This is a genomic window from Coleofasciculus sp. B1-GNL1-01, assembly GCF_040220235.1.
GTDB lineage: Bacteria > Cyanobacteriota > Cyanobacteriia > Cyanobacteriales > Coleofasciculaceae > Coleofasciculus.
In genome coordinates, this window is the sequence record NZ_JAVJTO010000006.1 from 62,570 (window position 1) to 86,264 (window position 23,695).

Sequence of the window (23,695 nt, forward strand, 5' to 3'; positions counted from 1 at the left end):
GATCATTTTTATTAAAGCCGCCGAGAAAACCGCATCCCCTTGTGGGTGCGGATGAGAGGCGGGGCAATCGGAGGTACGGAGATTGCCAAATCACTCTCGTTGCTTCTGGGTTTCAATATAGCGCTTGACCGCATCTTCTGAGATGTGACCAACACTGGTGTACCATCTTCCATCACTCCACATTCCAGACCCCCAAAACCTACGCTTTTTCAAATCCTTGAATGTACTAAAGATATGAACCAAGAAAATATTTGAAACCTGGGATTTTTGTGGAGCAACTTTAACCTATACCAAAAACACTAAGCAGTTTTGGGTAAGATTGGTATTTGAAGCAGCCGACGTTCCACAGGTGAAAGAAGTTAGCCAACCAGCCTGGTGTAGTGGTCTTTGTACTTGAAGACTTGTCCAGTATTCGCACTCTGGCGAGGGGCAAGAAGATGAATAAATGGCTGGGAAATTGGGCATTCTATCAGCAAGAACAGTTCTTGAGCTATAAGGCAGAAGCATTAGGGAAGCGAGTAGTACATCAAGACCCTCGCTACACATCCCAGAAGTGCAATGTCTGCAAACACATCAAGCGGACGAATCGCAAAAAGTCTCGCTTCTGTTGTAAGAACTGCGGTCATCGAACTCACGCTGACCTTAATGCAGCTAGAAATGTCCGTGATGACTATATTCTCTCTTCTACCCAGAACGGGACGGAAGAGCAGGCGTCAGTCAATGCGCCATATGTTTCGGGCGAGATTACTCTCGCCTAGTTACAAGCCCCATCCCCTTGTGGGTGGGGCTTTTGACGGATGTAGAGACGTTGCATGCAACGTCTCTAAGAGAATATCACGCCAATCCCTGAGAGACAAAACCAGCCCAATAATAGGGATGAGAAAAAGGCTGTTTCTCCTGCGCCAACGACTGCAAACGCTGCTGTTGTACCTGAATCTTATCCCACCCCTAATAATCAAGGCAGCCATTTCACCCACAAGGACCGACCTGAATCCTTACGGCACAACTAAGGCAAAATCCTTAACATCGCCTTGATAGTCATTCGCCATCGTCAAAATTGTGCGATCGCCATCCCGTGCGATAATCACTTGAGAGGCTTGGTTGTAAAGCTTTGTATCTGCTTTTGCCACATAAAATCCACAAAAGGCTAAGGCTTTTGGGGCAAATATCATGATAGCAAAAACTGCCAAAACTAACGCGATTAATACCTGTAATAGCTTTTTCATCATTAACTCACATTTTCAGTTTGGTATTCTTAATTTGTCATTCGCCAGAAATTATATAGCATTTCCAAATGAAAGGTGAAAATGTTACCCTTTCCAAACCCTCCCCTTGCTAAGGGGAGGGCAGGGGTGGGGTTTACAATATTAAATGACTTGCTGAATGTTTACATTTACCAATCAACCATCACCGGAAAACCTCCAAACAAATCTTGGTGATGACCAAATCCAATCTAAAAGCAGTGTTAGGGGAGAAAGGGCAAATAACGCCCAGAAAACCGCTGTAGACATAAAGAAATGATTTCGCAGAATAAAGGTTAAAATCGCAATACTGACAGCCCAAAGTAAACGACTCACCCTAGCATTGGGAATCGAGCGAGGATCAGTTAACATAAACAGGGCAAACAACAAAAACGAGCCACTCATCAATCGATGCGCCCAGACATCCCAAGTCCAGCCCAACCAAAGATTGCGAACAGCTTCGAGTAACGCATAAGCACCGAAAAAAGCCGCCGTTGTATCCCAACGCCCCACCCGTTTTAAAATCATGCCCCCAGTTCCGGCAAATAATAGAACATACCAACCCCCCTCTCCCCACTGTCCTGGAGAAACCCAGGCATCCTTTGTCAGGATTAAAACTGAAATTATGCCAAAATTAGCCGGATTAAAAAAATGTTTACCTTGGAATCGAAACAGAAATTTACTTAAAATCGCCAGTACCCCCGCCAAGATCATCGTGCTGTACTGATCGACTCGCAGCAGTAAACTTAACCCCAATGCCGTAATCATGGCACTTTTGAGGGATATTAGGGATTGAGGATTGGGGATTAGTAAACATTCCTGCTTGTCTCCCCAGACGCGCCATGTAGAGAGGTAGCATGCTACCTCTCTACTGATATACTGGGTCAGCAAACAAGTCGCGATCGCAACACCAATAAACTGAGGCTGTAATGTCCAATCTCTCGTGCCAATACCCAATACCAGAAAGAGTGAGAGAAACAGAATCTGATAGTCTCTGGGATCGTGTTGCTGCATTTGAGTAGAAAAATAGGGAAAGGGAAAGGAATTCAGATGCCAGCCCGGTTCTGAACCTCCAATCCCTAGGAAAGCGATCGTGTACTGAGTTGTGCCTGTAATCCTTTTGCCAGTATGCCCCACCCCTATCTTTACCCCTGAGTTGTTACAGTTTTTGTAACTGTACTTAAACTCAACTCACAGACTCAGCCAAAATCCTGCGAATTTGAGTATCCACAATATCCGGTTGTTCCACCATTGCCAGATGACCACAATTAGGAATTTCAATCACATTAGCACCGCCATTTTGAAAAAGCTTATGGAAGCTAGCCAGATGGCGTACATATTTAGGAGCCATGACTCTATCATTCGCACCTGCCAAAAAATACACAGGCTGCTGAAGCTGTGAGACCATTTGAGGCAAACGGTGAACCTCAGCCTCAGTTGTCGAATCGAGGAGACTCCTCAGTGCTGCTTCTGGGTGAGCCACAACAAAATCAATCACCCGTTGTCGTCCCCAACGCCGTGCCAGGGGACGCGCCACCTGCGCCCGTGTAAACAGTACATCAATCAAGGGCAGATAACATAACCACTGAGGGCGGCGTTTGACTAACTGTTTCCCTACATTCCGAAATCGTTCAAACTCTTCTTTTAAATAAATGCCACCCCCCGCATTCAGACAAATCACCCCCTTGACTCGTTCTGAAGCCACTGATGCGCCCCACAAGGCAATACTGCCACCTAGAGAGTGACCAATCAGCCAAGCGTTATCGATATCCAGCTTTTCGAGTAGAATACCCAAGTCCCTAGCATAAGCCGCAAGGCTGTAGTTACTGGTTGATAAACGAGTGGCATCAACGTCTGTCGATGTTAATGCCGCATTATCCTCCGCACCCGCCCCGCCTGAGGGGGTAGCCCGCGAAGCCGATTCGGTTGGTGGTGGTTTATCTGTTGGGGATTGAGAATCACCAAATCCCCGCAAATCATAAACTAAACATTGATAATCATCATCTAATCGATCAATCAGTGGTTGCCAATAGTTACGACTTAAAAGCCAGCCATGGATAAAGACCAAAACTGGGGATGAGGATGCCTTGGGAGGCGTTAATTCGTAGGCGTGAGTAGCCCCTAGAATCTCAATCGTTGCCATATATCCATCCTATCCGAGAATTGGGGCAGGTGGTCAAGAGGGTGATGGGGTGATGGGGTGATGGGGTGATGAGGGAGGGTTTGAATGTCAATAGCGAAATGAAAGTTCCATTACCATTCGTGTAAACTTAAGCCAAAACCCTTGCCAATTCTGGTTTACAGCTATTCAATGGAAGCATAGCCTCAACCGAGGCATTTCCTGATCGAACTTGGCATTTGAAAGTATCTTTACTTCCCCTGCTTCCCCTGCTTCCCCTGCTTCCCCTGCTTCCCCTGCTTCCCCCGCTCCTACAAACCAGGTTCCCTGAACGAAGTGAAGGGTCAAAACCGACGCCCTAATAATCTTTGTCGAACACTTTCGGCAATTTTCTGACCTAAATATTCGGGAATCAAGTTTTCATTGGGACCGAGCAAGTAGAGAATTAGGCGGGTACGCCCACGCCAGACGAGTAAGTTAGCGTTGACGACGAGTAAGTCTTCTTGCCAAACGGCGTACATTACCTTATAAAATAATCCCGGCTGGTTATCAGCTTCAATTAATAAGGCAGGTAGATGAAATACTGGATCGACATAGAACTCCGTTTCGACTTGTTCTAAGCCAGCATCCAGATTAAATTCCACCGCCAGCATTTCTTCAACTTCAAAACGTCCCGCCAACGCCTCCCGAATGGCACGGCAGACATTATCGGCTGTTTTGGGGGTCAGGGCTTTGCTACCACGGGATACCACGAGCTTGATGAACACCAACATGGGGGGACTGATTTGACCATGAAGACTCAGGCTGTGAATCGTCAGTCCATAAGCCGCTAAAACCCCAAAAATATCACTGAGGAGAAACGACTGGTTTCGGTAGGCAAAATGTAGGGCGCTTTTCGAGCCTTCGGGTTTGATCTCAATAACGACACGCCGAGTTTTGTAGAGTTTATAAGCCAGTCTCAGGTTTTGCAATTGGATCTCACTACTGACAAACTGCTCATAAAATTCTGGAAACGCCCGGTTGAAGCGCTTCAGCAGTTCTAGTGTTGATGATTTCAGACCCGCAGCCATAAGTAGGGGGAGAAGGCGTTCGCTTTGGTTAAAAGCTTTTAGGATAGACCAGCAAGCTCAGCCTCAAGGCAAAAACCTGCCGTATCTGGTTAATCTCTCACAAATTCGGCACAATAGCCTCAGTCTAGCTAAAGAAGGTCTTGCCCTGAGTCATGATTTGCCACTGACCGCCAAACTTTAAGTGTAGGCGATTAGCGTAGGGATAGGGTCAAATTGGGTGTTTAAGAGGTTGTTGCTTGCTTGGCTGCAAGAACAAGCTTTGGTCTTAATGGTTATAGGAGCGTATTGCGCCAATTGTGATACGATAAGCATGTCAGGTGAAAGTTGTCCTACCGGGGGTCACTCCGAAAGTTATGCATGATAAGAGACGACTCCACACACTGACTTGATGGAGTGCAGTGTGGGGCTTCTGAAAGCCTTTGTCATTAGCCTGAGTGCTACTGTTCAAAACGTCAAAGTTTTGAATAATCGTCACGCTAACCCGTTAGATACGTCTAGCCGTAAGTAGCTTGGGCTAGGTCTTGTGTAACGGATAACCAGTATAAAATGCTATAGCCACATCGGCATGGGTTTTTGGAAGAGCTTTTTTGGCAGTGCTGACACTGCTTCGACATCGACAAAATTTGAAGGGGATACCGTTTCAAATTTCAGCGAATCTCCGGCGTCTGGCGATCGCGCTGATAATGGGCGTATCCTGTTTAGTACGGATCGAGAATTCGATCTGTATGAATTAGAGGAGCTTTGCGACGCCGTGGGTTGGTCACGACGACCGATGCGGAAAGTTCGTAAAGCGATTCAATATAGTTTCCTCGTCGTGTCCATGTGGCAACAGCGAGGGAACACGAGGCGTCTGATTGGTTTTGCCCGGGCTACGTCTGACCATGCTTTTAATGCCACAATTTGGGATGTGGTGGTTCACCCCCAATTCCAAGGCAAGGGGCTGGGTAAGGCGTTGATGAAGTACACTATTAAGAAACTTCGCAGTGAAGATATCAGCAATATCACTCTCTTTGCCGATCCCCAAGTGGTCAATTTTTATCGGCAAATGGGATTTATGGCTGATCCCGAAGGGATTAAAGGCATGTTCTGGTATCCTGACTAATTTTTGTGCGATTGAGACTGGGCAAATTGGACGCTAAGGTATATTATCAAGATATGCATCGGGATGTAGCGCAGCTTGGTAGCGCGCCTGCTTTGGGAGCAGGATGTCGCAGGTTCAAATCCTGTCATCCCGATTTTTTAGTACAAATTCGATTAAAAATTAAAATAGTACAAATTAAAACACAGGGACTGGCGTGGAAGTCTATAGACTTGTGTTGTGTGAAGCAACGCCCCCTGTCCTCAGTTGATGCTTGTAATGGTATCTATATCCTTTGGGGAAGAGGATTTTAAATCCGCCATTTTTAGTTGATCTAATACGATAACATTAACTCAAATATTCAACAAGTGGAACTCTAGGGAATTGAACCCAGTCAGTTTTCTTAACTCAGACACGACTAGGAACGTTCAGGTTTACCTGACTCAACTCTCGTCACTCGTGACAGCTAAACGTCAATCCTAACTATCGATAGTGCCAGGAAAACAGCCTAGCTCAAGATGGATAGACTCTATCTGACGATTTCAAGCGATTTCTTCAATTCACGAGAGAGATGTCATCATCAAGTGAGAGCGGTATCCTAGTTTTAATGAGATAGTACGCGAGAATTCAAGAGGCAATTGTATGAAATCATTAGTTCGCTGGAGTGCAACATTAGGTTTAGTGGGGACTACTCTCCTTGGCTCCTTTTTTGGTGGAAATCTGCGGGCGCTGGCTTTAACCGAACAGCAGGTGATGGAAAAGTTACAAACTGTACCTGTATTTACGGTTACTGATGGAGAAGGCTCACCCTTAGTCGCCTCTATTCCTAATCAGAACAATCAGAATGAAGCAGTTGCAGGCGTCTTTATTAGCCAGAGGGATGCAGAAGCCTTTGTGGAACGATTGAAACGGGAAAAGCCTGAGTTGGGTAACCAAGTCCGGGTCGTGCCTGTATCGTTAGCAGAAGTCTACCAACTTGATCAACAGAGCCAAAACCAACCGAATGGTCTAGATTTTGCCTATATTCCAGTGCAGCAGCAAGTGCAGTCCGCTCAGCAACTTTTGCCTCAAGGACAAGAATTTCGGGGTGTCCCTCTGTTTGTGGCAAAAGGAGGTCAACAAGGAGGGTATTTAACGATTCAACAAGAGGGTCAGCAAGTCATTCCCTTTTTCTTTGACAAAGAGCAGTTACAGAATTTGGTCAACCGCTTTAAGGAACAACAGCCTAACCTGGCTTCGAGTGTTCAGATCCAGGTTGTGCCGCTAGAGGGTATTATTAATACATTGCAGACTCAGGATAACCCTCAACTTGAGCAAATTCTACTCATTCCTTCGCAAGAATCTTTGCAATTTTTGCGTCAATCCTCTTCTCAATAGATCTAAATTAGGCTAAAGGGAATCAGGTTAATTACTCATGGCTACAACGCCAGAGCCATCCTCTAAGACAGTGGCAGTATCGGGTCAAAACCTCTGGCTATGGCGAGAAGACGCCCGTCGGTCGGCTGTAGAGGCTGATATCCCTGTCGCTGAAGTCGATTGGTTGCTTCAAGAGGTCGCAGGACTTGACCCTCTATCGCTGCGCCTAGAGTCGTTTAAGGCGCGATCGCACATCGAATTACGTTATCCGCTGCCAGTGCTGACTCAACTCTGGCAGCGGCGTCTTTGCGATCGCTTGCCTGTACAGTATTTAGTGGGGATCACTCCTTGGCGACGTTTTTCGCTGAAGGTGTCGCCTGTGGTTCTGATTCCTCGACCGGAAACGGAGTATTTAATCGATTTGGCAGTTAGGGCGGCGGGACAAAGTGCAACACCCCAACTTGATGCTGGACAGTGGGCAGATTTAGGGACAGGGAGTGGTGCGATCGCCTTAGGATTAGCGGAGGCGTTTCCTCATGCGGCAATTCACGCTGTTGATTACAGTCATGATGCTCTCGCTATTGCCCAACTGAATGCTCAACAGCTAGGATTTGAGTCAAGAATTCAATTTTATCAAGGGTCGTGGTTGTCCCCCTTGGCATCACTCAAAGGGCAATTGAGTGGTCTAGTATCCAATCCTCCCTATATTCCCAGAGATGAGCTACAACAATTACAGCCAGAAGTCCGGGATCACGAACCGCTTATGGCACTGGACGGGGGAATTGATGGTCTAGACTGCATTCGCCACCTGATTAGGACGGCTCCCGATTACCTGCGTCCTGGGGGCGTTTGGATAATAGAAATGATGGCAGGACAAGCTGATACAGTGGCTCAGTTGTTGCATCAACAGGGACGTTATTATCAGATTCAGATTATCCCCGATTTAGCCGGAATTGACCGTTTTGCTTTGGCTTATCGACAGAACTAATTAGGGGCTGCTGAATAAGTGTTGTGGTGAGGGGGAGCTAATTAATTAAGTTCAGACGAATGATATCAGATCCCGTAAAATACCCAGACGAGAAAATGCCTAAAACGATGGATTTGAAAACATTGCAATTAAGAAAAATCGTCAGAACATGATATGACGAATGACGAATGACGAATGGCAAATTTTGACTTTTGCCTTAACTTCCAGCAAAATATTAAGTATTTCCCCGAAACTCTTGGAGTATTATATAACCTCAATATGACTCATGTCTTCATGTCTGCCCTAGTGGCTGGCGCTAATTCTGGTCAGGTCGTAAGCTTTCCCACCGACACGATACCCGCTCTCGCTGTACGACCGGATTATGCAGAATTGATATTTACGCTGAAGCAGCGAAGCAATAACAAACCCTTAATTTTAATGGGTTCATTCCCATCATCACTTTGGTCTTATGTCAAGGGGACAGACGCCGAATTAGAGATTTGGCAGCAAGTGGCAAAGCACTATTGGCCCGGAGCGTTAACCTTAGTGTTACCCGCTTCGGATAAAGTTCCGGCGGCGATGAACCCCACAGATCCGACCACAATTGGCTTGCGGGTTCCCGACTCTAGAGTCGCGATCGCAATTTTGTCCCAGACGGGTCCTTTAGCTACGACGAGCGCCAACGTCTCTGGGAAACCTCCCTTACATACAATGCCAGAAATTGAGGCAGAGTTTCCAGAGGTGCTGACGCTTCATCCCACCGAATCCAAAGAATTAGAGGAGCGTCACCCCTATACCCAAGGCGCACCCTCTACGGTGGTGAAATGGACAGGAGACGGATGGCAAATTTTGCGCCAAGGCGCTGTCTCATTCGACTGTTCCCTGTCTAAGGGGTGATGACTCTTGGGAAAAGGGGCTATGCTTGAGCTGAAAGCGGGTATGGCAAAACTAAAAATAGAATTCATTAGTCTACTACCCCAGCCAAATAAAAGATTGTGGATGGGGAGTCCCGCGAATTACGTTGAAAAGTTTGAAAAAATATGGGCAACATGGAGCTGATCTATCTGGTAGTCGGTATTGTCATGGGACTTGTTGTCAGCCGCGCTACTCGTTCCAGCAAACAGCCAGAAGGTTCAACGATACCAGAACCGCAACTGTCAAAACCCGAGGAATCCCAGCCAGCTAAGGCGGAACCCGTGAAAGAGGATGAACTACAGCCTCTGAAGCAGGAACTCGAGCAAACCCGACTGGCTTACCAAATGGCGCATGAAATGAGCCAGTATAAAGCTGGCTTCTTGGCGCGGACATCCCACGAACTGCGATCGCCCCTGAGTAGTTTGATGGGGATGCATCAGCTCATTTTGTCCGATTTGTGTGACTCACCGGAAGAAGCTAAGGAATTCGTGGCTCAAGCCCATACCTCGGCGCAGAAGATGGTAAAACTTTTAGATGAGGTGATTGCCGTCGCCAAAACGGAACACGGTACTAATCGTCTAGAGACTCGCCCCCTGCAATTGAGCCAATGCTTTGAAGAACTCGAAGTCCTCACCCACATGCAAGCCGGGAATCGTAATCTGCGGCTGAAAGTGATTTCCCCTGACCCAGAAATAGAAGTCTTAGCTGATCCCCGGCGTTTTCGTCAGGTATTAGTGGGAATGGTGGACAGCGCTATTGTACAAATGGAAGAAGGCACTATTCAGGTTTCTACAGCCAATTCTGACAACCCCCAGATGGTGAATATTTGGATTGATGTAGAATGTCCCAACTCGATTTGGAGTGAAGCCGTTGATTTACTCTCCGACACTAATGACTCAGAGGAACAGGAAACAATCTCATCAACAACCTCACCCGGTATGAATTGGTTGATGGTGCAAACCTTGGTGGAGATGATGAAAGGACGCTTGGAACTATTACCTATTCCTGGGAAAGAACCAAGCGACGATTCAGTTACAGACACTTGTATCCGGTTACAATGTACTATGCCTCTAGCAACTCCGGAGATGGTCGAACAGGTGTTGGCAGAGCAGTCATGATCGGTTGATTGTATAGCACCATTGTGGTTGTGGTGTTACATTCAAACCCAATGCGTTCGTAGAAGCGTTGTTGATGAGTGGTCATTAAATAAACTCGCTCAACCCGACACAGTTTGGGGTGACTAAGGACGGTTTCGACGAGCTTGCGTCCCAAGCCAACGCCGCGATAGTCAGGATGAATGACAACATCCCAAATCGTGGCGCGGTAAATCCCATCAGAGGTGGCGCGAGCAAATCCAATCAGGCGTTGGTCATCCCATACGGTAATTACAGGTTCACTATTGGCGATCGCGATTTTCCAGTCTTCAATGCTGCGATCCTTTGCCCAGAAAGCACTGAGGCGAAACAGAGCCTGGAGTTGGACATAATCGATTTGAGCGGCACGATCGCAAAATTGAATAGTACGGCAATCCATTTTTCCCTAAACTCCTTGGGTTTTGGTGATCAAAGGTTATTGCACTATGATGCAACTATCTCAATATTTTCCGTTGAAGATATACCCCAATCTAACGTTGGTTAACGTGGGGAAAAATCTTCCGAATTTCGTTAGTTTGAAGACGACTCACCTGAGCATTAATCGATTTCAGGACTAGGGTTAATTGTCTCTCAACTCAGGTGGGATGATCGATTCTCTGTCTTAGTGTGAGTTGACTATTTTCTTGCTGTCACCAAAAATTGTAGCGCTTCTAACAATAAATGCAAGAGAGAGAAGCGTTTTTTTGTTAGGAAATTATAACATTTTACTAGCTCTATCATAATTGTCCTTGGGTGTCAAATTATCGACGAATTGTTGTCAACTTTTAGGGTAAGGAGAGCGTTCCCGAAGGTAGCGTAACGCCCAATCAATAAAGCCTGGATAGATAAAAACCATACAAAGTAGCGAGCGAGACGCTAGCACTACTGTTTCCCGTTCCCTATTGCCTATTCCCTGGCGCGTAGCGCTATAACTTTAATGAAAGTCCGACTACTTAGCTAAGGTGGTTTATTCGTTACACGCTAAAAAAAATGGCATGAATCGCTTCGACAGCCTAAAATTATTTTGTCATACAAGTATCAAGCTAAGTCCCGGATTTGCGTAATACACTTTGAGTTATTTTTCCCAGAAAACACCTCTATATCAACACTTAAACTAGCTTTGCTGTCAATCCGGATCTGTATTACGTTTACCCGAAGAATGAAATGATGCGGTTAAGGAACTAGATAAGATTTGCTTCTGTTTAAGCAAGCGACCTGGTTCTTCGCAATTAGCAATCAGCAATGAACAGGCGGTATCCATTTTTCCTCTCAACTGGGGAAAAGAGGTTAGGAAATGCCGTCAAATTTGGTCAGCTTAATTGACCAACGGTTTGAGCTGAATGAATGGTTATTGGGGTGCAAGGTAAACAGTTGAGGATCAGGTTTATCGATGCAACATTCTCAAGGTATTGCAGCTTACGAAACAGTAAATAATGGTTATATCAGACGGCGACAACTTCAAGGAAATGCTGGTAGTTTACTCTTATGGGGTTTAGGGGTTGGTGCTGTTATCTCAGGTGATTTCTATGGTTGGAACTATGGTTTAGCCGCCGGAGGATTCTGGGGGTTCAGTATTGCCGCTGTCTTGATGGCAATTATGTATCTCTGTTTGGTCTATAGCAGTGCTGAACTCTCAGCCGTCCTCCCCCATGCGGGCGGATTCTACTCGTTCACCCGTTATGCCCTTGGTCCGTTTTGGGGCTTTATTTGTGGGATTACCGTCACGATTGAATATGTCCTGGCTAATGCGGCGCTGGTGTTCAGTTTAAGCAATTACCTCAAGCCTTTATTTCCCAATCTGCCCAGTTTTTTTATCTGGGTATTTGCCTACGCTGTGTTTTTGGCAATTAATATCCGAGGTTTTGAACTGAGTGTGACAGTCTGTCTTTGGCTAACCATCATCGCGATGACAGTATTAGGCATCTTTTATGTGAGTATGCTGGTTTCAGGTGAATTCAATTTTGACCTGCTGTTTAATATTCCGGCTGAACCGGGACAATCAGAAACCTGGTTACCGAATGGCTGGTTTGGAGTGTTTGGCGCGATTCCTTTTGCAATTTGGTTGTATCTGGCGATTGAACAATTACCGATGACGGCGGAGGAAACCGATAATGTGCCTCGAAATATGCCAACGGGAATGATTTCTGGTATGTTTACCCTGATTATTCTGTCAATTTTCACCGTAGTGATTAACTCCGGTGTTGGCGGGGGCGCGGTGGCGATTGGGCAATCCGATGCTCCCCTGCAAGATGGGTTAGAGGCTTATTTTGGCGTCGGCGCAACCAGTACTATTGTCACAGCACTGGCGCTAATTTGTGGTTTAATTGCCAGTCTCCACGGTAATATGTTTGCCTACGGACGGATTATTTTCTCCCTATCCCGTGCTGGGTATTTACCCCGTTGGTTATCAGTCACGAGTAAAAGTCATACCCCCCATCGGGCATTAATTGCCGGGGCGACGATTGGATTTATCTGTGTGCTACTGGTGAGTACTGGTATTCAAGCTGTCGATGCTGTGATTTTGAATATGGCTGTGTTTGGGGCATTAATTTCCTATATTTTGGTCATGGTTAGCTACATGAAGCTAAAAGGGAATCCCTATTTACCGAAACCCTACGAAAGCCCATTGGGAACAGCGGGAGCATTTGTGGGTTTGGCTTTAGCCACATTTGCCCTAGTTGCTTGTATTTCTATACCCGATTACCGAGGCGGTGTTTGGGGGATTGGCGTAGCGCTGATTGTGGCAAGTGTCTATTTTTTAGTGTTCCGCAGCAATCGACTGGTGGCTCAAGCCCCGGAAGAAGCGACGGCGTTGGGATTAACGGGGTATCAGGAGTAGGGATTTGGTTACCAAACCCCTAGTGGTTGGGTTTCGCCGAGTAATTTTTTGAAGTTTTACCCAGGCTTTACCGTTGAACAACCATCTGTAGGGGCAATTCATGAATTGCTCCTACTTCTTAATGTTTGTGTAGTGATTTACATCTTTTTTGGTCTAAAGTCAAATGATTTTTTTTAAAGACTGCGTAAAGTTCCCATCATCTTGTTGATCTGAGCAGGAAATTGGAATATTATACGAACAGATGAAATACAAGTCATACGCTTGTCTTACGGGCGACAAAAGCCGACCAACTCAATCGTGACCGATACTCTATCCCTCTGGTATCGCTATGGCAGAAAAACTTTACTGTATTAAGCTTTGTAAATCGCCCTCAACCCCTTACTGTTCCCTGTTCCCTGTTAAGAGTTCCCTACTCTCAACCGTTAACTTGAATTGTGTCCACCGACTTATCATACCGAAAGCAATATTGATTGGGGTTCTGACTAGAGTTTTATCCCCCTTGAGCATCAAATATTCTCTATCGGATTTAACGTATTTTTGAGGAATAACTATTAAATTTATTTCTCAACTAAATTGCTGAATCTAATTGGGTAAAAGGGAATAAGTAGGTGACACTAAAAAAATTGCCCCCGGTATCAAATAAAAAAATAGCGAACAGCTATATTTTTAGTGGCACATCACCGAACCGAACTAAGCTGTTATGCATTTAAATTGGGTATTAGTAGCGAGCAAGATGCAAAGCCTGCGGCATGGCTTCGCTAAACGCACTACAAGGCTTTCACCCTTATTGACATTAAGGTTGAAATGCCGGACAGCTTAAACCTAAAAAAGACCACTGTAAACCTGTTTCAAGGGAAACTATGATGAATCGTTCCTTTCAATCATCATTAGAAATTGAGCAACTCTACGGTATTCCTGAACCAAATAAAAAACGTGAATTACAGCAGCGACTTGAACAGTTAAACCAAACTCAAACTTACTATCCCGCCGATTACTGTATTCATCAATTAATTGAACAAGCAGAGCGTCGCACACCAGACAAAATCGCGATTCGGTTTGACGGGCAAACCCTAACCTATCGGGAGTTGAACCGCCGCGCCAACCAGGTTGCCCACTACTTACAAACGCTACAGGTTAAACCCGATGTACTGGTGGGGATATGTCTAGAGCGATCGCTCGATATGATCGTGGGTTTATTGGGGATTCTCAAAGCTGGAGGTGCTTATGTTCCCCTTGATCCCGCCTATCCTCAAGAACGATTAGCCCTGATGATTGAGGATTCCCAAGTCCCTGTCATCGTCACCGAACAAGACCAACTGATAAGATTACCCGACACCCAAGCCCAAGTGGTTTGCTTAGATAGCGATCGACAGACCATTACCCAACATAGTTCAGAGAATTTAGACAGTGGTGTCACGCCTGACAACTTAGCCTACACCATCTATACCTCCGGCTCAACCGGGAAACCCAAAGGCGTCCAAGTGCTGCATCGTGGGGTGGTCAATTTCCTCACCTCAATGAGTATCGCCCCTGGACTTACTCCAAAAGACACCCTGCTGGCTGTCACCACCATCTGCTTCGACATTGCCGCATTGGAACTGTATTTACCCTTAATCGTTGGTGCTGATATTGTCTTAGTCACGCGAGATGTCGCCGCTGATGCAACTCAGTTAATCCCGGTTTTGCAAGAATCCGGGGCTACCGTCATGCAAGCCACCCCCGCCACTTGGCGGATGTTATTAGCCGCAGGTTGGCAGGGAAATCCCCAGCTTAAAATTCTTTGTGGGGGGGAACCCATGTCCCGCGAATTGGCGCGTCAACTCTTAGAACGCAGTGCTTCCCTGTGGAATATGTACGGACCGACGGAAACCACGATCTGGTCAGCCGTGCATCAGGTAGAATCGGCGGACAAGACTATTCCCATTGGTCGCCCCATTGCCAATACCCAAATATATCTGGCTCATTCTGAGCAAAATTCATCTGACCCGATTAAATTTGTCCCAGTAGAAGAACCGGGAGAATTGCTGATTGGTGGGGTTGGTTTAGCACGAGGGTATCTTAACCGACCTGACTTAACTGATGAACGATTTATTCCCGATCCCTTTAGTTCAGAACCGGGTGCCCGTCTCTATCGCACCGGAGACTTAGCCCGGTACTTACCCGATGGGACTCTGGAATGCTTAGGTCGCTTGGATCATCAGGTGAAAATTCGCGGCTTTCGGATTGAACTGGGTGAGATTGAATCCGCCCTCTATCAACATCCGGGTATCCGAGACGCGGTGGTTGTCGCCCGTGATGACAGTTCGGGCGAAAAGCGCTTAGTTGCCTATCTCGTCAGTGACTTAGACGTTGAAAATGTTCCCCTAGAAACAAAATGCTGGGTAGCGTGTGAGGGAAATCCAGAAATTGAATTAACCACCAGCAATTTCTCGGTCAATAGTATTCGGTTACTTCATGCTCCCGCCTCCTGGCGAAACGGTCAATCCTTGACGCTGCGTTGCCAGTTTCCTGGCGTTCCCGATGAACTTCAACTTACTGGAACCATCGCTACAAAAGCCCTGGAATGGGTAGATGTTTCCCTAGACACCACCTCCAGCCAACAGACATGTTTACGTCAGAGTATCAAACACATTGCCCAAACCCAGGGATTAGCCGTTCATGACTTACGCCGCAAAGAACCCCGCACCCCGCTAACGATTAATTGTCTGGCGGAATTAGAATCGGGTGAAAAAGTCCAGGTGATAACGCAAAATATTAGCCAAGAGGGAATTTGCTTAAAGGCAACAACGGCTAATCCCTGGCAAATCGATCAGCGCCTATTACTCCGATTACAATTACCCGGAGGTGAAACCCCGTTATGGTTGCAAGGTCATATTGTCTGGCAGTTTGAAGACTATGTTGGCGTCCAGTTTGATACTACAACCAGCCAGAAGGCGAAACTCCATCGCAGCTTAGGCAATTTGCGGACAGAACCCCGTATTCCCCTCCAGATCAAGGGTCGGGCGGAATTTGAGTCGGGTCAACAAGTGGAAGTGATCACGCAAAACTTCAGCCGCAATGGGATTAGCTTAAAGGCGCTCACCCCGACATTTTGGCACAACAATCAACCTGTACTTTTGCGGGTACAACTGCCAGGGGTGGACAATCCCTTGTGGCTGCAAGGCACTGTGGTTTGGCATGTTGAGGAAAACGCTGGGGTGATTTTTGAGACCACACCCACCCAGCAGGAGCAAATCCATCAGAGTATTGAGCTGATCGTTAAAACTCAAGGATTATCGCTGGCGCAGTTGCGATCGTTCCTGAGTGATAAGCTACCGACTTATATGGTGCCCTCAACCTTTGTGTTAGTAGATAGCCTGCCCCTAACACCCAACCGTAAAGTCGATCGCAAGGCGTTACCTGACCCCAACCAAGCGCAACAGGTGGCTCAGGATACCTTCGTCGCACCGCGCACACCTGTTGAACAGGAGTTAGCCCAAATCTGGGCAACTGTACTCGATGTTGAGCGTGTGGGTGTGTATGACAACTTCTTTGAACTAGGGGGACATTCGCTGCTGACAGCGCAACTGTTATCGCAGGTGCGAGAACAATTCCAGGTGGAGTTACCGTTGTTTGCTCTGTTTGAAGCGCCGACTGTAGCGGAACTGGCTCAAACGATTACCGCCAAGACTAACGCTGATCCGTCTCAACCGGAAGGGGATGGGACAACGGTGACGGGTACAATCGCGGTCACGAATTTAGCCAACGATGCGGTTTTGGATGAGACGATTTATCCAGAAAAGCCCTATCGTCAGCCAGACACTGCACCGGAAAAGATTTTGATTACAGGCGCGTCAGGTTTTCTGGGAGCGTTTTTATTGCGGGAATTACTCCAGCATACGAATGCTACCGTCTATTGCTTAGTCCGTGCCAAAACGCTGGAGGCGGGTCAGCAAAAAATTGCCGCGAGTTTCAACCGCTATTTACTTTCATCAGATAAGTTGGAGTCGCGGGTTGTCCCGGTGTTGGGTGATTTAGCTCAACCGAGGTTGGGACTATCAGAGTCGCAGTACGAAGCGTTAACTCGCGAGATTGACTGTATCTATCACAATGGGGCGTTTGTCAACTTAATTTATCCCTACAGCGCCTTGCGATCGGCAAATGTCCTGGGAACTCAGGAAATTCTCAAATTAGCCAGTAAAACCAAGGTCAAACCCGTTCACTTTGTCTCAACGCTGGATGTGTTTCAATCGCCGCGCTATGCTCAGATGTCGGTGATTTTAGAACAGGATAGCTTGGAATCAGGGGATGACCTGTCTGATGGTTATGCTCAAAGTAAATGGGTGGGTGAGAAGTTAGTTAAACAGGCACACGCACGGGGGATTCCGGCGTCGATTTACCGACCGGGTATGATTACCGGACATAGCCAAACCGGGGCGTCTCAACAGGGGGATCTAATTGACCGATTAATTAAAGGGTTGATTCAATTGGGAAGTGCGCCGGAGTTGGACTTAAATCTCAGTTTGACTCCTGTAGACTATGTGTCCCAAGCGATCGCCCATCTGTCCCAGCAACCGGATTTATTCGGTCAATCGTTTCACTTGGTTAGTCCGGAGATGGTATCCTTACAGCAACTCGTGGACGAAATTCGGGCTATTGGTCATCCAATTGAATGGATGGATTATTCTACCTGGCAAGATAAGCTGGTTCAGGTTGCCAGTTCCCAGCCTGACAATGCGTTGAGTCCATTGGTGTTCCTGTTTACTCAATGGGTTGGTGAAAGCCAACGCCCCTATCTGGAAACAGCGGCTTTAGTCTCTCAGGCGTTTGATTCCCAGAATACGTTAGCGGGTTTAGCCGGAACGAATATTGTCTGTCCGTCAGTTAATAGTCAGGTGATTCGGGCTTATCTGAACTATAACCAGTTGGTTTGACATAATTGCTGGATAACGACCAGATCCCCGACTTCTTGAAGAAGTCGGGGATCTAATTATCGTATCTGCCAATTGAGTATAGGGCGACCCGATCTAATTGAGTGGATACAGGTGTTCATTGAGGCAAGCGGGTCGCCCCTACAGGGGGAATCTCAGATGTGTGTTTGATCTATACACACCATAAGCGCGATCGCGGAAATCTTATCGTCTCGGAAAAACTTGACCTGCTTCAATTTGCAGACAACCAACGACCCTTATAATGGGTAAAAGAATGTAAAGAAGTAATAACGACAAGATTTAGGGACACTTACCTATTGTGTTTGTTCTTAGCGGCTACGAATATTTCCTAGGGTTCTTACTGGCAAGCAGTTTAGTCCCCGTCCTCGCACTAGCAGCCTCAAAGCTGCTGCGACCCAGCATCCGTGACCCCGAACGCCGGACGACCTACGAATCTGGCATGGAACCGATTGGGGGCGCTTGGATTCAGTTCAATATCCGGTACTATATGTTTGCCCTGGTCTTTGTGATTTTCGATGTAGAGACCGTGTTTCTCTATCCCTGGGCAGTGGCATTCAATCAGCTAGGACTACTAGCGTTTATCGAAGCACTCATCTTTATTGCAATTCTCGTCGTTGCCCTCGTTTACGCTTGGCGCAAAGGAGCTTTAGAATGGTCGTAAACTACCCCGTCCATGGTTAGGCATGGAAGAGGCTTTCCAAAAGCCTATGTTTACCAGCCTAAGTTCTGCCTTGAACTACGTTATGTCTAAGTGTTAAAGTTCGTACCTACAGATGCGTAGCTAGTCTGTAGCTCTACAACTCCAGCATTAAACAGGTTATAGGGAAAAGCCAGTGTGTTGGAGAAAGTACCGAGACATAACTTTGGCGAAGCTAACGTTACCCCGACAGGGAGGGGCGCAAGCCCAATCAAACAACCCATATCCGTACAGGTTAAAAGCACGAGGAAAGTAACTACCCAGGCGACAGGCAAGGGCAATATGCCGAACGTCGGCGAGTAAATCCAAGGCGGTAGGGGTTTAGAGATTTTTGTACTTTACCTAGGAGGCGCGGCTTTCTAACTGCCCATACTATCTATGGATGAGGTATCCAGTCGCGAATATTTGGATGAATACAGATACAGCAAACGCGGCACCCCAAAAGCCGCAACCCAAAGAAAAAATTCTCAATCCCATCAGTCGTCCTCAGGTCACGCAAGACCTCTCAGAAAACGTCATTTTGACGACAGTAGACGACCTCTATAACTGGGCTAGGCTGTCCAGCCTGTGGCCCATGATGTATGGCACCGCCTGCTGTTTCATTGAATTTGCGGCGATGATTGGGTCTCGGTTCGACTTTGACCGATTCGGATTAGTGCCGCGTTCGAGTCCCCGACAAGCGGATTTGATTATTACTGCTGGTACAATCACGATGAAAATGGCACCGGCGTTGGTGCGTCTGTATGAGCAAATGCCGGAACCCAAATATGCGATGGCAATGGGGGCTTGTACAATTACCGGGGGGATGTTCAGCGTCGATTCGACAACCGCCGTGCGGGGTGTGGATAAGTTGATTCCTGTGGATGTTTATATTCCTGGCTGTCCACCTCGTCCCGAAGCAATTATGGATGCGATCGTTAAACTTCGTAAGAAGGTGGCAAATGAGTCTATCCAGGAACGGGCAACTCTGAGTCCAACCCACCGCTATTACAGCACCACTCATAGCATGAAGGTTGTACCCGATATTCTCACAGGTCAATACTTGCGGTCTGAAAATCGCCACACTCCACCGAAGGAGTTAACCGAAGCGATGGGAATGCCTGTACCCCCCGCACTGAAGTCTTCTCAACAGCAGGAGGTCAATCGTGGCTGAAGAAGAGTCCAAAGAACAGACCCAAGAAAATACGGAAGAATCCCCACTCGCTGAGACAGGAGAAGTCCACGGCTGGCTGAAGGAAAACGGCTTTGAAACCGAGTTAATGGAACCGGATCACCTGGGAATTGAGGTGATTAAGGTACAACCCGAGGTCTTGATTCCCGTTGCCACGGCTCTGTATGCTTATGGGTTTAACTACCTGCAATGTCAAGGGGGTTATGATGTCGGTCCTGGCGAAGAGTTGGTCAGCTTCTACCATTTAATTAAGATCAGCGATGATGCTGAGCAACCTGAAGAAGTCCGGGTGAAGGTATTTCTACCACGAGAGAATCCCAGCGTGCCATCTGTCTATTGGATTTGGAAGAGTGCTGACTGGCAAGAACGGGAAACCTACGATATGTTCGGCATTGTCTATGAAGGACACCCCAACTTGAAGCGGATTTTGATGCCGGAAGATTGGGTAGGCTGGCCCCTGCGGAAGGATTATATCTCGCCTGACTTCTATGAATTGCAGGATGCTTATTAATTTGAGCAACTCCTTCCAATCTTAAAAAGTAGTGCGAGCATCTTGCTCGCCTACTTTTAAACAAGAGTAAGTAAAGTCAGACCATAATTGTTACAGGTAGCTTTGCGAGCCAAATAATTGGTTAAAGATTACCGCTTGATTCAGGAAATGTTCGCTTGAATTCCTCAATTAAATCGTCTAGTTCTTCGAGGGCTTGATTAACATCGATTCTCAGAGTACCTAAATTTGGTTCCTCCAACAGTTTGACGAGAAACTCTCGCTTGCTCTCAATGACAGTTATGCGCTCTCGCATGGCTTGTGAGTCCATAATTCCTATCCTTTAGTTTCGCTATTTCTCTAATTGGCAAACCAACAATGATATAAGTTGAGGCGTTCCCTCAACCCAGGCATATCAACGATCTGTGGAGAGGTACACCCAAACAATAGACCGATTTCCTGGGTCGTACATCTGCCATAACTAAATAGTAGCATGCTGTTGTTTTATCCTTCCCATAAGCAAGGAATAAGTTTCCAGGATTTCAGTTGATGATTTAATTACTGAACTGGTATCCTAGCTGAGGAAAGGAGGACGTTTGGATTTAGTTGGTTTATTTTTAATCACTTCAGCAATAAATCGCTTTAATGCCTTTTCTCGATTTTTCATAAACGCTGACCAAAAGCCGGGATAAAATTCATCCATGGTTTTTGCCAACGCCCAAACATCAACAGCCAGAATATTATTTAGGGTTTCATCCTCACGCTTTAACGAATCAAGCTGATCGCGAAAACGGTGCTTGTTTGAGGATGCTTGTTGCTTTTTTTCTTGAATCATTTTAAAAAATGCTGCAATAGAGACAACGGCAGACTAAACAAAACTGGGCTTATAAAAACTGTTTACATACCATGCTACAGAGAAGGCAGGGCTTCTGCCGACACAGCGATCGCGCTACGAGAGAGCGAATTTGCCTAGTATAACGAAGACAATACGACGTTGACGCTTTTGCCTTTGCTCCCCTAGAGCAATTCAGGCAAGATCCACAAGATCCAAGAGCTAAAACATGGATGTTCTGCACCCGATCATTTCCCATGCCACCCCTTGACCCGATAATAAAGCTAAAGTGATTGTTGTGTAGATAGTTAAATTAAGATGTTACGCAAAATTTCCTTGGGAACAGTAGGATTGTGGGTTGGGGGAGTACTGACCATCATCGGCTTTGTGGCTTATGCCACCGAGAACGCGACCTTAAATTTAGTGGGATTTTTCTACGGCGTCCCCATCTTACTGGGCGGTTTTGCCCTGAAAGCCGCCGAACTCAAGCCTGTACCTTTAAGTCAACCCACACCACCGGACGTGTTGCAACAGCGACAGCAGACAGCTACTCCCATTCAAAACCAAATTCGCCAAGATGTGATGCGTTATCGTTACGGTCAAGACGCTCACCTCGATAGCTCCCTGGAAAGTTTGGGTCTATCACCTAGCGATGAGGAACGACCAGACCTCAATAGTTTACGAGAAACTGTAGTGGATGGTGCTTACACGTTAGTACTGGAATTTTACTCGCCGCTGATTCCCTTTGAAACATGGGAACAAAAGCGGGAAAAAATAGAAAAATTCTTTGGTCCGAATATCCGAGTTGAATTGAGCCAACCTGAAGAAGACCAGGTTGATGTGGCGTTGATTGCTGCACCTTAACTTTTGTATGTTCTTGTGGAACACCTTCCAGACGTGCCATGGCACGTCTCTACATGGCTTCCCCATCTTCCCCATCTCCCCCTCACCTCACCACTTATTCAGCAGCCCCTACTTAGTGAGCCTCAGAGGTTTGGCGATTCTGATGTTTAGAGCTGTAGAGTTGGCTCAAAGGCGTGGCACTAATACTATGGGCAAGGATAGAGGCAAAAATTAGCAAGCTGCTAACCACCCAAACCTGGTGATTACCCGTGAGGCGCAGCGCCAGATGAGAATAGTAAAGAGCCGCAACGCCAATGGGACCAAACCAACCCACGAACAGAGAATCTGAGACACCGTGCAGGCGCTTAATCAAAGGACTGAGCGCCAGGATTGCGGGGAGGCGGCGCAAGAACAAGACGGCTACCACTAGCAGTAAGCCTTTCCAGCTCAGTTGTAGCCAGTCTTGCCAGGGCATGACCAAACCCAATAACAGAAAAATAGGTAGAGTAAAGAAGCGATCCACAGCTTCTTGGATTCGCTCTTCCTGAGTTCTTTGCTGAGTATCCACGAGTCCATCAAAGACTAATCCGGTTATAAAAACAGCTAGAATACCATCGCTACCCAGTAACTTTGCTGCCCCCAATGCTAGAAGAGAAAGGGCAACTGTATAAGCGAGAATCGACTTTTTCTCAATTAAGTCCTTCTTTTCAGACCAGACTAATAATCGACCCGCAGTATAGCCCAACAATACAGCCACCACAATAGCGACACCGATTTCCCAAAGTAGGGTGTGCAGCACCCAATGGGAAAGAGCTTCTCCTGGCGATCGCGTCAGGAGTAGAATAGGCAGATAAACTATCGGATACGCTAGCCCATCATTCAACCCCGATTCACTGGAGATGAGGTGACGTAGGCGTCCGGGAATATTTTCCTCAGCAATGATCCCCGTAACAATATCCGTAGAGACAACCGGATCAGTCGGTGTTATCACTGCCCCAATTAACATCGCTACCCCAAAAGGCAGACCCAATAACCACCATACAAGTAAACCACTACTCAACCACATCAAGGGCATGACTAGCCCCAGTACCACGGCTAAAGACTTCCAGTGTCGGGGAACATATCCTTTGGGTATGCGTAGGGCGACGCCCATTAAACCAATAGCAAGGGTTAAACGGGCGGCTTCCTCAATCAAAAGTTCTTTATTGCCCCACCAGCCTGTTATATCAAGCCACCCCAGAATATGTGGACTCATCAGAATACCCAACAGCAGCGCAATAGTCGAGTCGGAAAAATACATCCGCCGCAGTGGTTTAGACAGTAGCCCCACAGCCACAACCAGTGCGGCGATGGCAGTTATAGCAATGTTTAGCTGATTCATGATCAGTAGGATAGGGCGGGTTTACAGGGATTTACCGATTTCTTAGTCAATAAATCCTTTGACTAAATTGCCATAAAAACTTGAACCATTTTCTCTAGGTTAAAACGAAATTGTTACTTTAATAATATACCTACAGATAGATTATAGGACTAGGAAAGGCATTTATTTGGGGAATTCTAAACCACATAAAGGCAAATAAATGACTATTTATGTCGTTTATATTCCAAAAAAAATGAGGGTTTTAGAGTTTAATTTAAAAAAGTAAATTTTAAAGCAACTCCAGACATTAAACGTCAGGAGTCCTTTTTTGACTACGGCTTTTCTAGCCGCACGATATACCATTGCAAATATTCTCCAGGTTCCATATCCAAGTCACAGGAGGTTTCCATCAAATACTTGGCTTGCTCCTCCACAGAAGAAAATTGCTGTAAATCACGGGGTAGATTATCCTGCCGTGTTGCTAAAATAGCTTTGAGTTTTTCCAGTAACTCCTCAGGTGTGAGAAATTGCTCCGGTTGATTCGTTTCCAGAACAACATAAGCATCCTCTTGGTACATGATTGAATCAGGCATGGTTCATTCCGGGTGTAGTTCAACAGTAATTAGTCTTGGTTCCCCCTTCCTAGGCAGAACCTG

21 protein-coding genes, 1 tRNA gene and 1 pseudogene are annotated in these 23,695 nt (G+C 46.5%); 13 read left to right on the top strand and 10 right to left on the bottom strand.

What is annotated here, in order from left to right; genetic code table 11:
• Positions 1–90 precede the first annotated feature (90 nt).
• On the bottom strand, positions 91–243 hold the full coding sequence (locus RID53_RS01150) for a transposase (RefSeq protein ID WP_446386375.1): 153 nt from the start codon (positions 241–243) through the stop codon (positions 91–93).
• A gap of 137 nt (positions 244–380) precedes the next feature.
• Here RID53_RS01150 and RID53_RS01155 point away from each other — a divergent pair, with 137 nt between their 5' ends.
• Entirely contained in the window at positions 381–758 is a 378-nt protein-coding gene (locus RID53_RS01155; RefSeq protein ID WP_446386376.1) for a zinc ribbon domain-containing protein, read from the top strand.
• A gap of 240 nt (positions 759–998) precedes the next feature.
• Here the strand turns inward: RID53_RS01155 and RID53_RS01160 are convergent.
• The 4 genes and pseudogenes from RID53_RS01160 to RID53_RS01175 all read right to left on the bottom strand — a co-directional run.
• A pseudogene (locus tag RID53_RS01160) lies at positions 999–1,172 on the bottom strand (DUF2330 domain-containing protein); the annotation flags it as partial.
• 228 nt (positions 1,173–1,400) lie between these two features.
• On the bottom strand, positions 1,401–2,255 hold the full coding sequence (locus tag RID53_RS01165) for an RnfABCDGE type electron transport complex subunit D (protein ID WP_446386454.1): 855 nt from the start codon (positions 2,253–2,255) through the stop codon (positions 1,401–1,403).
• Positions 2,256–2,427: 172 nt separating this feature from the next.
• Positions 2,428–3,384 carry an alpha/beta fold hydrolase gene (locus RID53_RS01170; protein WP_446386377.1) on the bottom strand — a complete coding sequence of 319 codons (957 nt, stop codon included), beginning with the start codon at positions 3,382–3,384 and terminating at the stop codon, positions 2,428–2,430.
• Positions 3,385–3,704: 320 nt separating this feature from the next.
• The gene (locus tag RID53_RS01175; RefSeq protein ID WP_446335109.1) at positions 3,705–4,430 is read right to left on the bottom strand and encodes a hypothetical protein; all 726 of its coding nucleotides are present in this window, start codon (positions 4,428–4,430) and stop codon (positions 3,705–3,707) included.
• A gap of 565 nt (positions 4,431–4,995) precedes the next feature.
• On the opposite strand from RID53_RS01175, the gene RID53_RS01180 reads away from it, so the two are divergent.
• The 6 genes from RID53_RS01180 (at position 4,996) to RID53_RS01205 (ending at position 9,864) form a co-directional block, all read left to right on the top strand.
• Positions 4,996–5,532 (top strand): GNAT family N-acetyltransferase, encoded by a 537-nt coding sequence (locus RID53_RS01180; RefSeq protein ID WP_446386378.1) that lies wholly within the window; start codon positions 4,996–4,998, stop codon positions 5,530–5,532.
• Between the two features lie 59 nt (positions 5,533–5,591).
• Positions 5,592–5,665 (top strand) — tRNA-Pro (locus RID53_RS01185).
• A gap of 485 nt (positions 5,666–6,150) precedes the next feature.
• Positions 6,151–6,885, top strand: coding sequence for a Tic22 family protein (locus tag RID53_RS01190; RefSeq protein ID WP_446386379.1), 735 nt, complete (start codon positions 6,151–6,153; stop codon positions 6,883–6,885).
• A 37-nt stretch (positions 6,886–6,922) separates the two neighbouring features.
• Positions 6,923–7,852 carry a peptide chain release factor N(5)-glutamine methyltransferase gene (prmC, locus tag RID53_RS01195; RefSeq protein WP_446386380.1) on the top strand — a complete coding sequence of 310 codons (930 nt, stop codon included), beginning with the start codon at positions 6,923–6,925 and terminating at the stop codon, positions 7,850–7,852.
• 258 nt (positions 7,853–8,110) lie between these two features.
• Positions 8,111–8,728: an L-threonylcarbamoyladenylate synthase gene (locus tag RID53_RS01200; RefSeq protein ID WP_446386455.1), complete on the top strand. Its 618-nt coding sequence runs from the start codon at positions 8,111–8,113 to the stop codon at positions 8,726–8,728.
• A 143-nt stretch (positions 8,729–8,871) separates the two neighbouring features.
• On the top strand, positions 8,872–9,864 hold the full coding sequence (locus tag RID53_RS01205; protein WP_446386381.1) for a sensor histidine kinase: 993 nt from the start codon (positions 8,872–8,874) through the stop codon (positions 9,862–9,864).
• On the opposite strand, the gene RID53_RS01210 is transcribed toward RID53_RS01205, so the two are convergent.
• Positions 9,809–10,279, bottom strand: coding sequence for a GNAT family N-acetyltransferase (locus RID53_RS01210; RefSeq protein ID WP_446386382.1), 471 nt, complete (start codon positions 10,277–10,279; stop codon positions 9,809–9,811). The genes RID53_RS01205 and RID53_RS01210 overlap by 56 nt on opposite strands.
• 990 nt (positions 10,280–11,269) lie before the next feature.
• Here RID53_RS01210 and RID53_RS01215 point away from each other — a divergent pair.
• The 5 genes from RID53_RS01215 (at position 11,270) to RID53_RS01235 (ending at position 20,028) form a co-directional block, all read left to right on the top strand.
• Positions 11,270–12,718 (top strand): amino acid permease, encoded by a 1,449-nt coding sequence (locus RID53_RS01215; protein ID WP_446386383.1) that lies wholly within the window; start codon positions 11,270–11,272, stop codon positions 12,716–12,718.
• Positions 12,719–13,578: 860 nt separating this feature from the next.
• Positions 13,579–17,631: an amino acid adenylation domain-containing protein gene (locus RID53_RS01220; RefSeq protein WP_446386384.1), complete on the top strand. Its 4,053-nt coding sequence runs from the start codon at positions 13,579–13,581 to the stop codon at positions 17,629–17,631.
• A 316-nt stretch (positions 17,632–17,947) separates the two neighbouring features.
• A complete protein-coding gene (ndhC, locus tag RID53_RS01225; RefSeq protein ID WP_446380239.1) occupies positions 17,948–18,310 on the top strand; it encodes a photosynthetic/respiratory NAD(P)H-quinone oxidoreductase subunit C in 363 nt (120 codons plus the stop codon).
• Between the two features lie 445 nt (positions 18,311–18,755).
• A complete protein-coding gene (gene ndhK / locus RID53_RS01230; protein ID WP_446386385.1) occupies positions 18,756–19,499 on the top strand; it encodes a photosynthetic/respiratory NAD(P)H-quinone oxidoreductase subunit K in 744 nt (247 codons plus the stop codon).
• A complete protein-coding gene (locus RID53_RS01235; RefSeq protein ID WP_006103872.1) occupies positions 19,492–20,028 on the top strand; it encodes an NAD(P)H-quinone oxidoreductase subunit J in 537 nt (178 codons plus the stop codon). Before ndhK ends, RID53_RS01235 begins: the two co-directional genes overlap by 8 nt.
• Positions 20,029–20,149: 121 nt before the next feature.
• Here the strand turns inward: RID53_RS01235 and RID53_RS01240 are convergent, their stop codons facing one another.
• Together RID53_RS01240 and RID53_RS01245 are read right to left on the bottom strand one after the other, a co-directional pair.
• Complete coding sequence (locus tag RID53_RS01240) at positions 20,150–20,335, bottom strand: hypothetical protein (RefSeq protein WP_446343341.1); 186 nt, start codon at positions 20,333–20,335, stop codon at positions 20,150–20,152.
• A gap of 243 nt (positions 20,336–20,578) precedes the next feature.
• Positions 20,579–20,839: a hypothetical protein gene (locus RID53_RS01245; RefSeq protein ID WP_446386386.1), complete on the bottom strand. Its 261-nt coding sequence runs from the start codon at positions 20,837–20,839 to the stop codon at positions 20,579–20,581.
• A 315-nt stretch (positions 20,840–21,154) separates the two neighbouring features.
• Between RID53_RS01245 and RID53_RS01250 the strand changes: the two genes are divergently transcribed.
• Positions 21,155–21,700 (top strand): DUF2854 domain-containing protein, encoded by a 546-nt coding sequence (locus RID53_RS01250; protein WP_044209510.1) that lies wholly within the window; start codon positions 21,155–21,157, stop codon positions 21,698–21,700.
• Positions 21,701–21,812: 112 nt separating this feature from the next.
• Here RID53_RS01250 and RID53_RS01255 read toward each other — a convergent pair whose 3' ends face one another.
• Together RID53_RS01255 and RID53_RS01260 are read right to left on the bottom strand one after the other, a co-directional pair.
• Positions 21,813–23,060 (bottom strand): cation:proton antiporter domain-containing protein, encoded by a 1,248-nt coding sequence (locus RID53_RS01255; RefSeq protein WP_446386387.1) that lies wholly within the window; start codon positions 23,058–23,060, stop codon positions 21,813–21,815.
• Between the two features lie 311 nt (positions 23,061–23,371).
• Positions 23,372–23,632, bottom strand: a complete 261-nt coding sequence (locus tag RID53_RS01260; protein WP_446386388.1) for a chlororespiratory reduction protein 7 — start codon at positions 23,630–23,632, stop codon at positions 23,372–23,374.
• Between the last annotated feature and the right edge of the window lie 63 nt (positions 23,633–23,695).

Excerpts from the sequence above, each read along its gene's own strand:
- RID53_RS01165 (WP_446386454.1), bottom strand. The coding sequence starts at position 2,255 with ATGCAGCAACACGATCCCAGAGACTATCAGATTCTGTTTCTCTCACTC.
- RID53_RS01170 (WP_446386377.1), bottom strand. The coding sequence starts at position 3,384 with ATGGCAACGATTGAGATTCTAGGGGCTACTCACGCCTACGAATTAACG.
- RID53_RS01175 (WP_446335109.1), bottom strand. The coding sequence starts at position 4,430 with ATGGCTGCGGGTCTGAAATCATCAACACTAGAACTGCTGAAGCGCTTC.
- RID53_RS01180 (WP_446386378.1), top strand. The coding sequence starts at position 4,996 with ATGGGTTTTTGGAAGAGCTTTTTTGGCAGTGCTGACACTGCTTCGACA.
- RID53_RS01190 (WP_446386379.1), top strand. The coding sequence starts at position 6,151 with ATGAAATCATTAGTTCGCTGGAGTGCAACATTAGGTTTAGTGGGGACT.
- prmC (WP_446386380.1), top strand. The coding sequence starts at position 6,923 with ATGGCTACAACGCCAGAGCCATCCTCTAAGACAGTGGCAGTATCGGGT.
- RID53_RS01200 (WP_446386455.1), top strand. The coding sequence starts at position 8,111 with ATGACTCATGTCTTCATGTCTGCCCTAGTGGCTGGCGCTAATTCTGGT.
- RID53_RS01205 (WP_446386381.1), top strand. The coding sequence starts at position 8,872 with ATGGGCAACATGGAGCTGATCTATCTGGTAGTCGGTATTGTCATGGGA.
- RID53_RS01210 (WP_446386382.1), bottom strand. The coding sequence starts at position 10,279 with ATGGATTGCCGTACTATTCAATTTTGCGATCGTGCCGCTCAAATCGAT.
- RID53_RS01215 (WP_446386383.1), top strand. The coding sequence starts at position 11,270 with ATGCAACATTCTCAAGGTATTGCAGCTTACGAAACAGTAAATAATGGT.
- RID53_RS01220 (WP_446386384.1), top strand. The coding sequence starts at position 13,579 with ATGATGAATCGTTCCTTTCAATCATCATTAGAAATTGAGCAACTCTAC.
- ndhK (WP_446386385.1), top strand. The coding sequence starts at position 18,756 with ATGAATACAGATACAGCAAACGCGGCACCCCAAAAGCCGCAACCCAAA.
- RID53_RS01240 (WP_446343341.1), bottom strand. The coding sequence starts at position 20,335 with ATGGACTCACAAGCCATGCGAGAGCGCATAACTGTCATTGAGAGCAAG.
- RID53_RS01245 (WP_446386386.1), bottom strand. The coding sequence starts at position 20,839 with ATGATTCAAGAAAAAAAGCAACAAGCATCCTCAAACAAGCACCGTTTT.
- RID53_RS01250 (WP_044209510.1), top strand. The coding sequence starts at position 21,155 with ATGTTACGCAAAATTTCCTTGGGAACAGTAGGATTGTGGGTTGGGGGA.
- RID53_RS01255 (WP_446386387.1), bottom strand. The coding sequence starts at position 23,060 with ATGAATCAGCTAAACATTGCTATAACTGCCATCGCCGCACTGGTTGTG.
- RID53_RS01260 (WP_446386388.1), bottom strand. The coding sequence starts at position 23,632 with ATGCCTGATTCAATCATGTACCAAGAGGATGCTTATGTTGTTCTGGAA.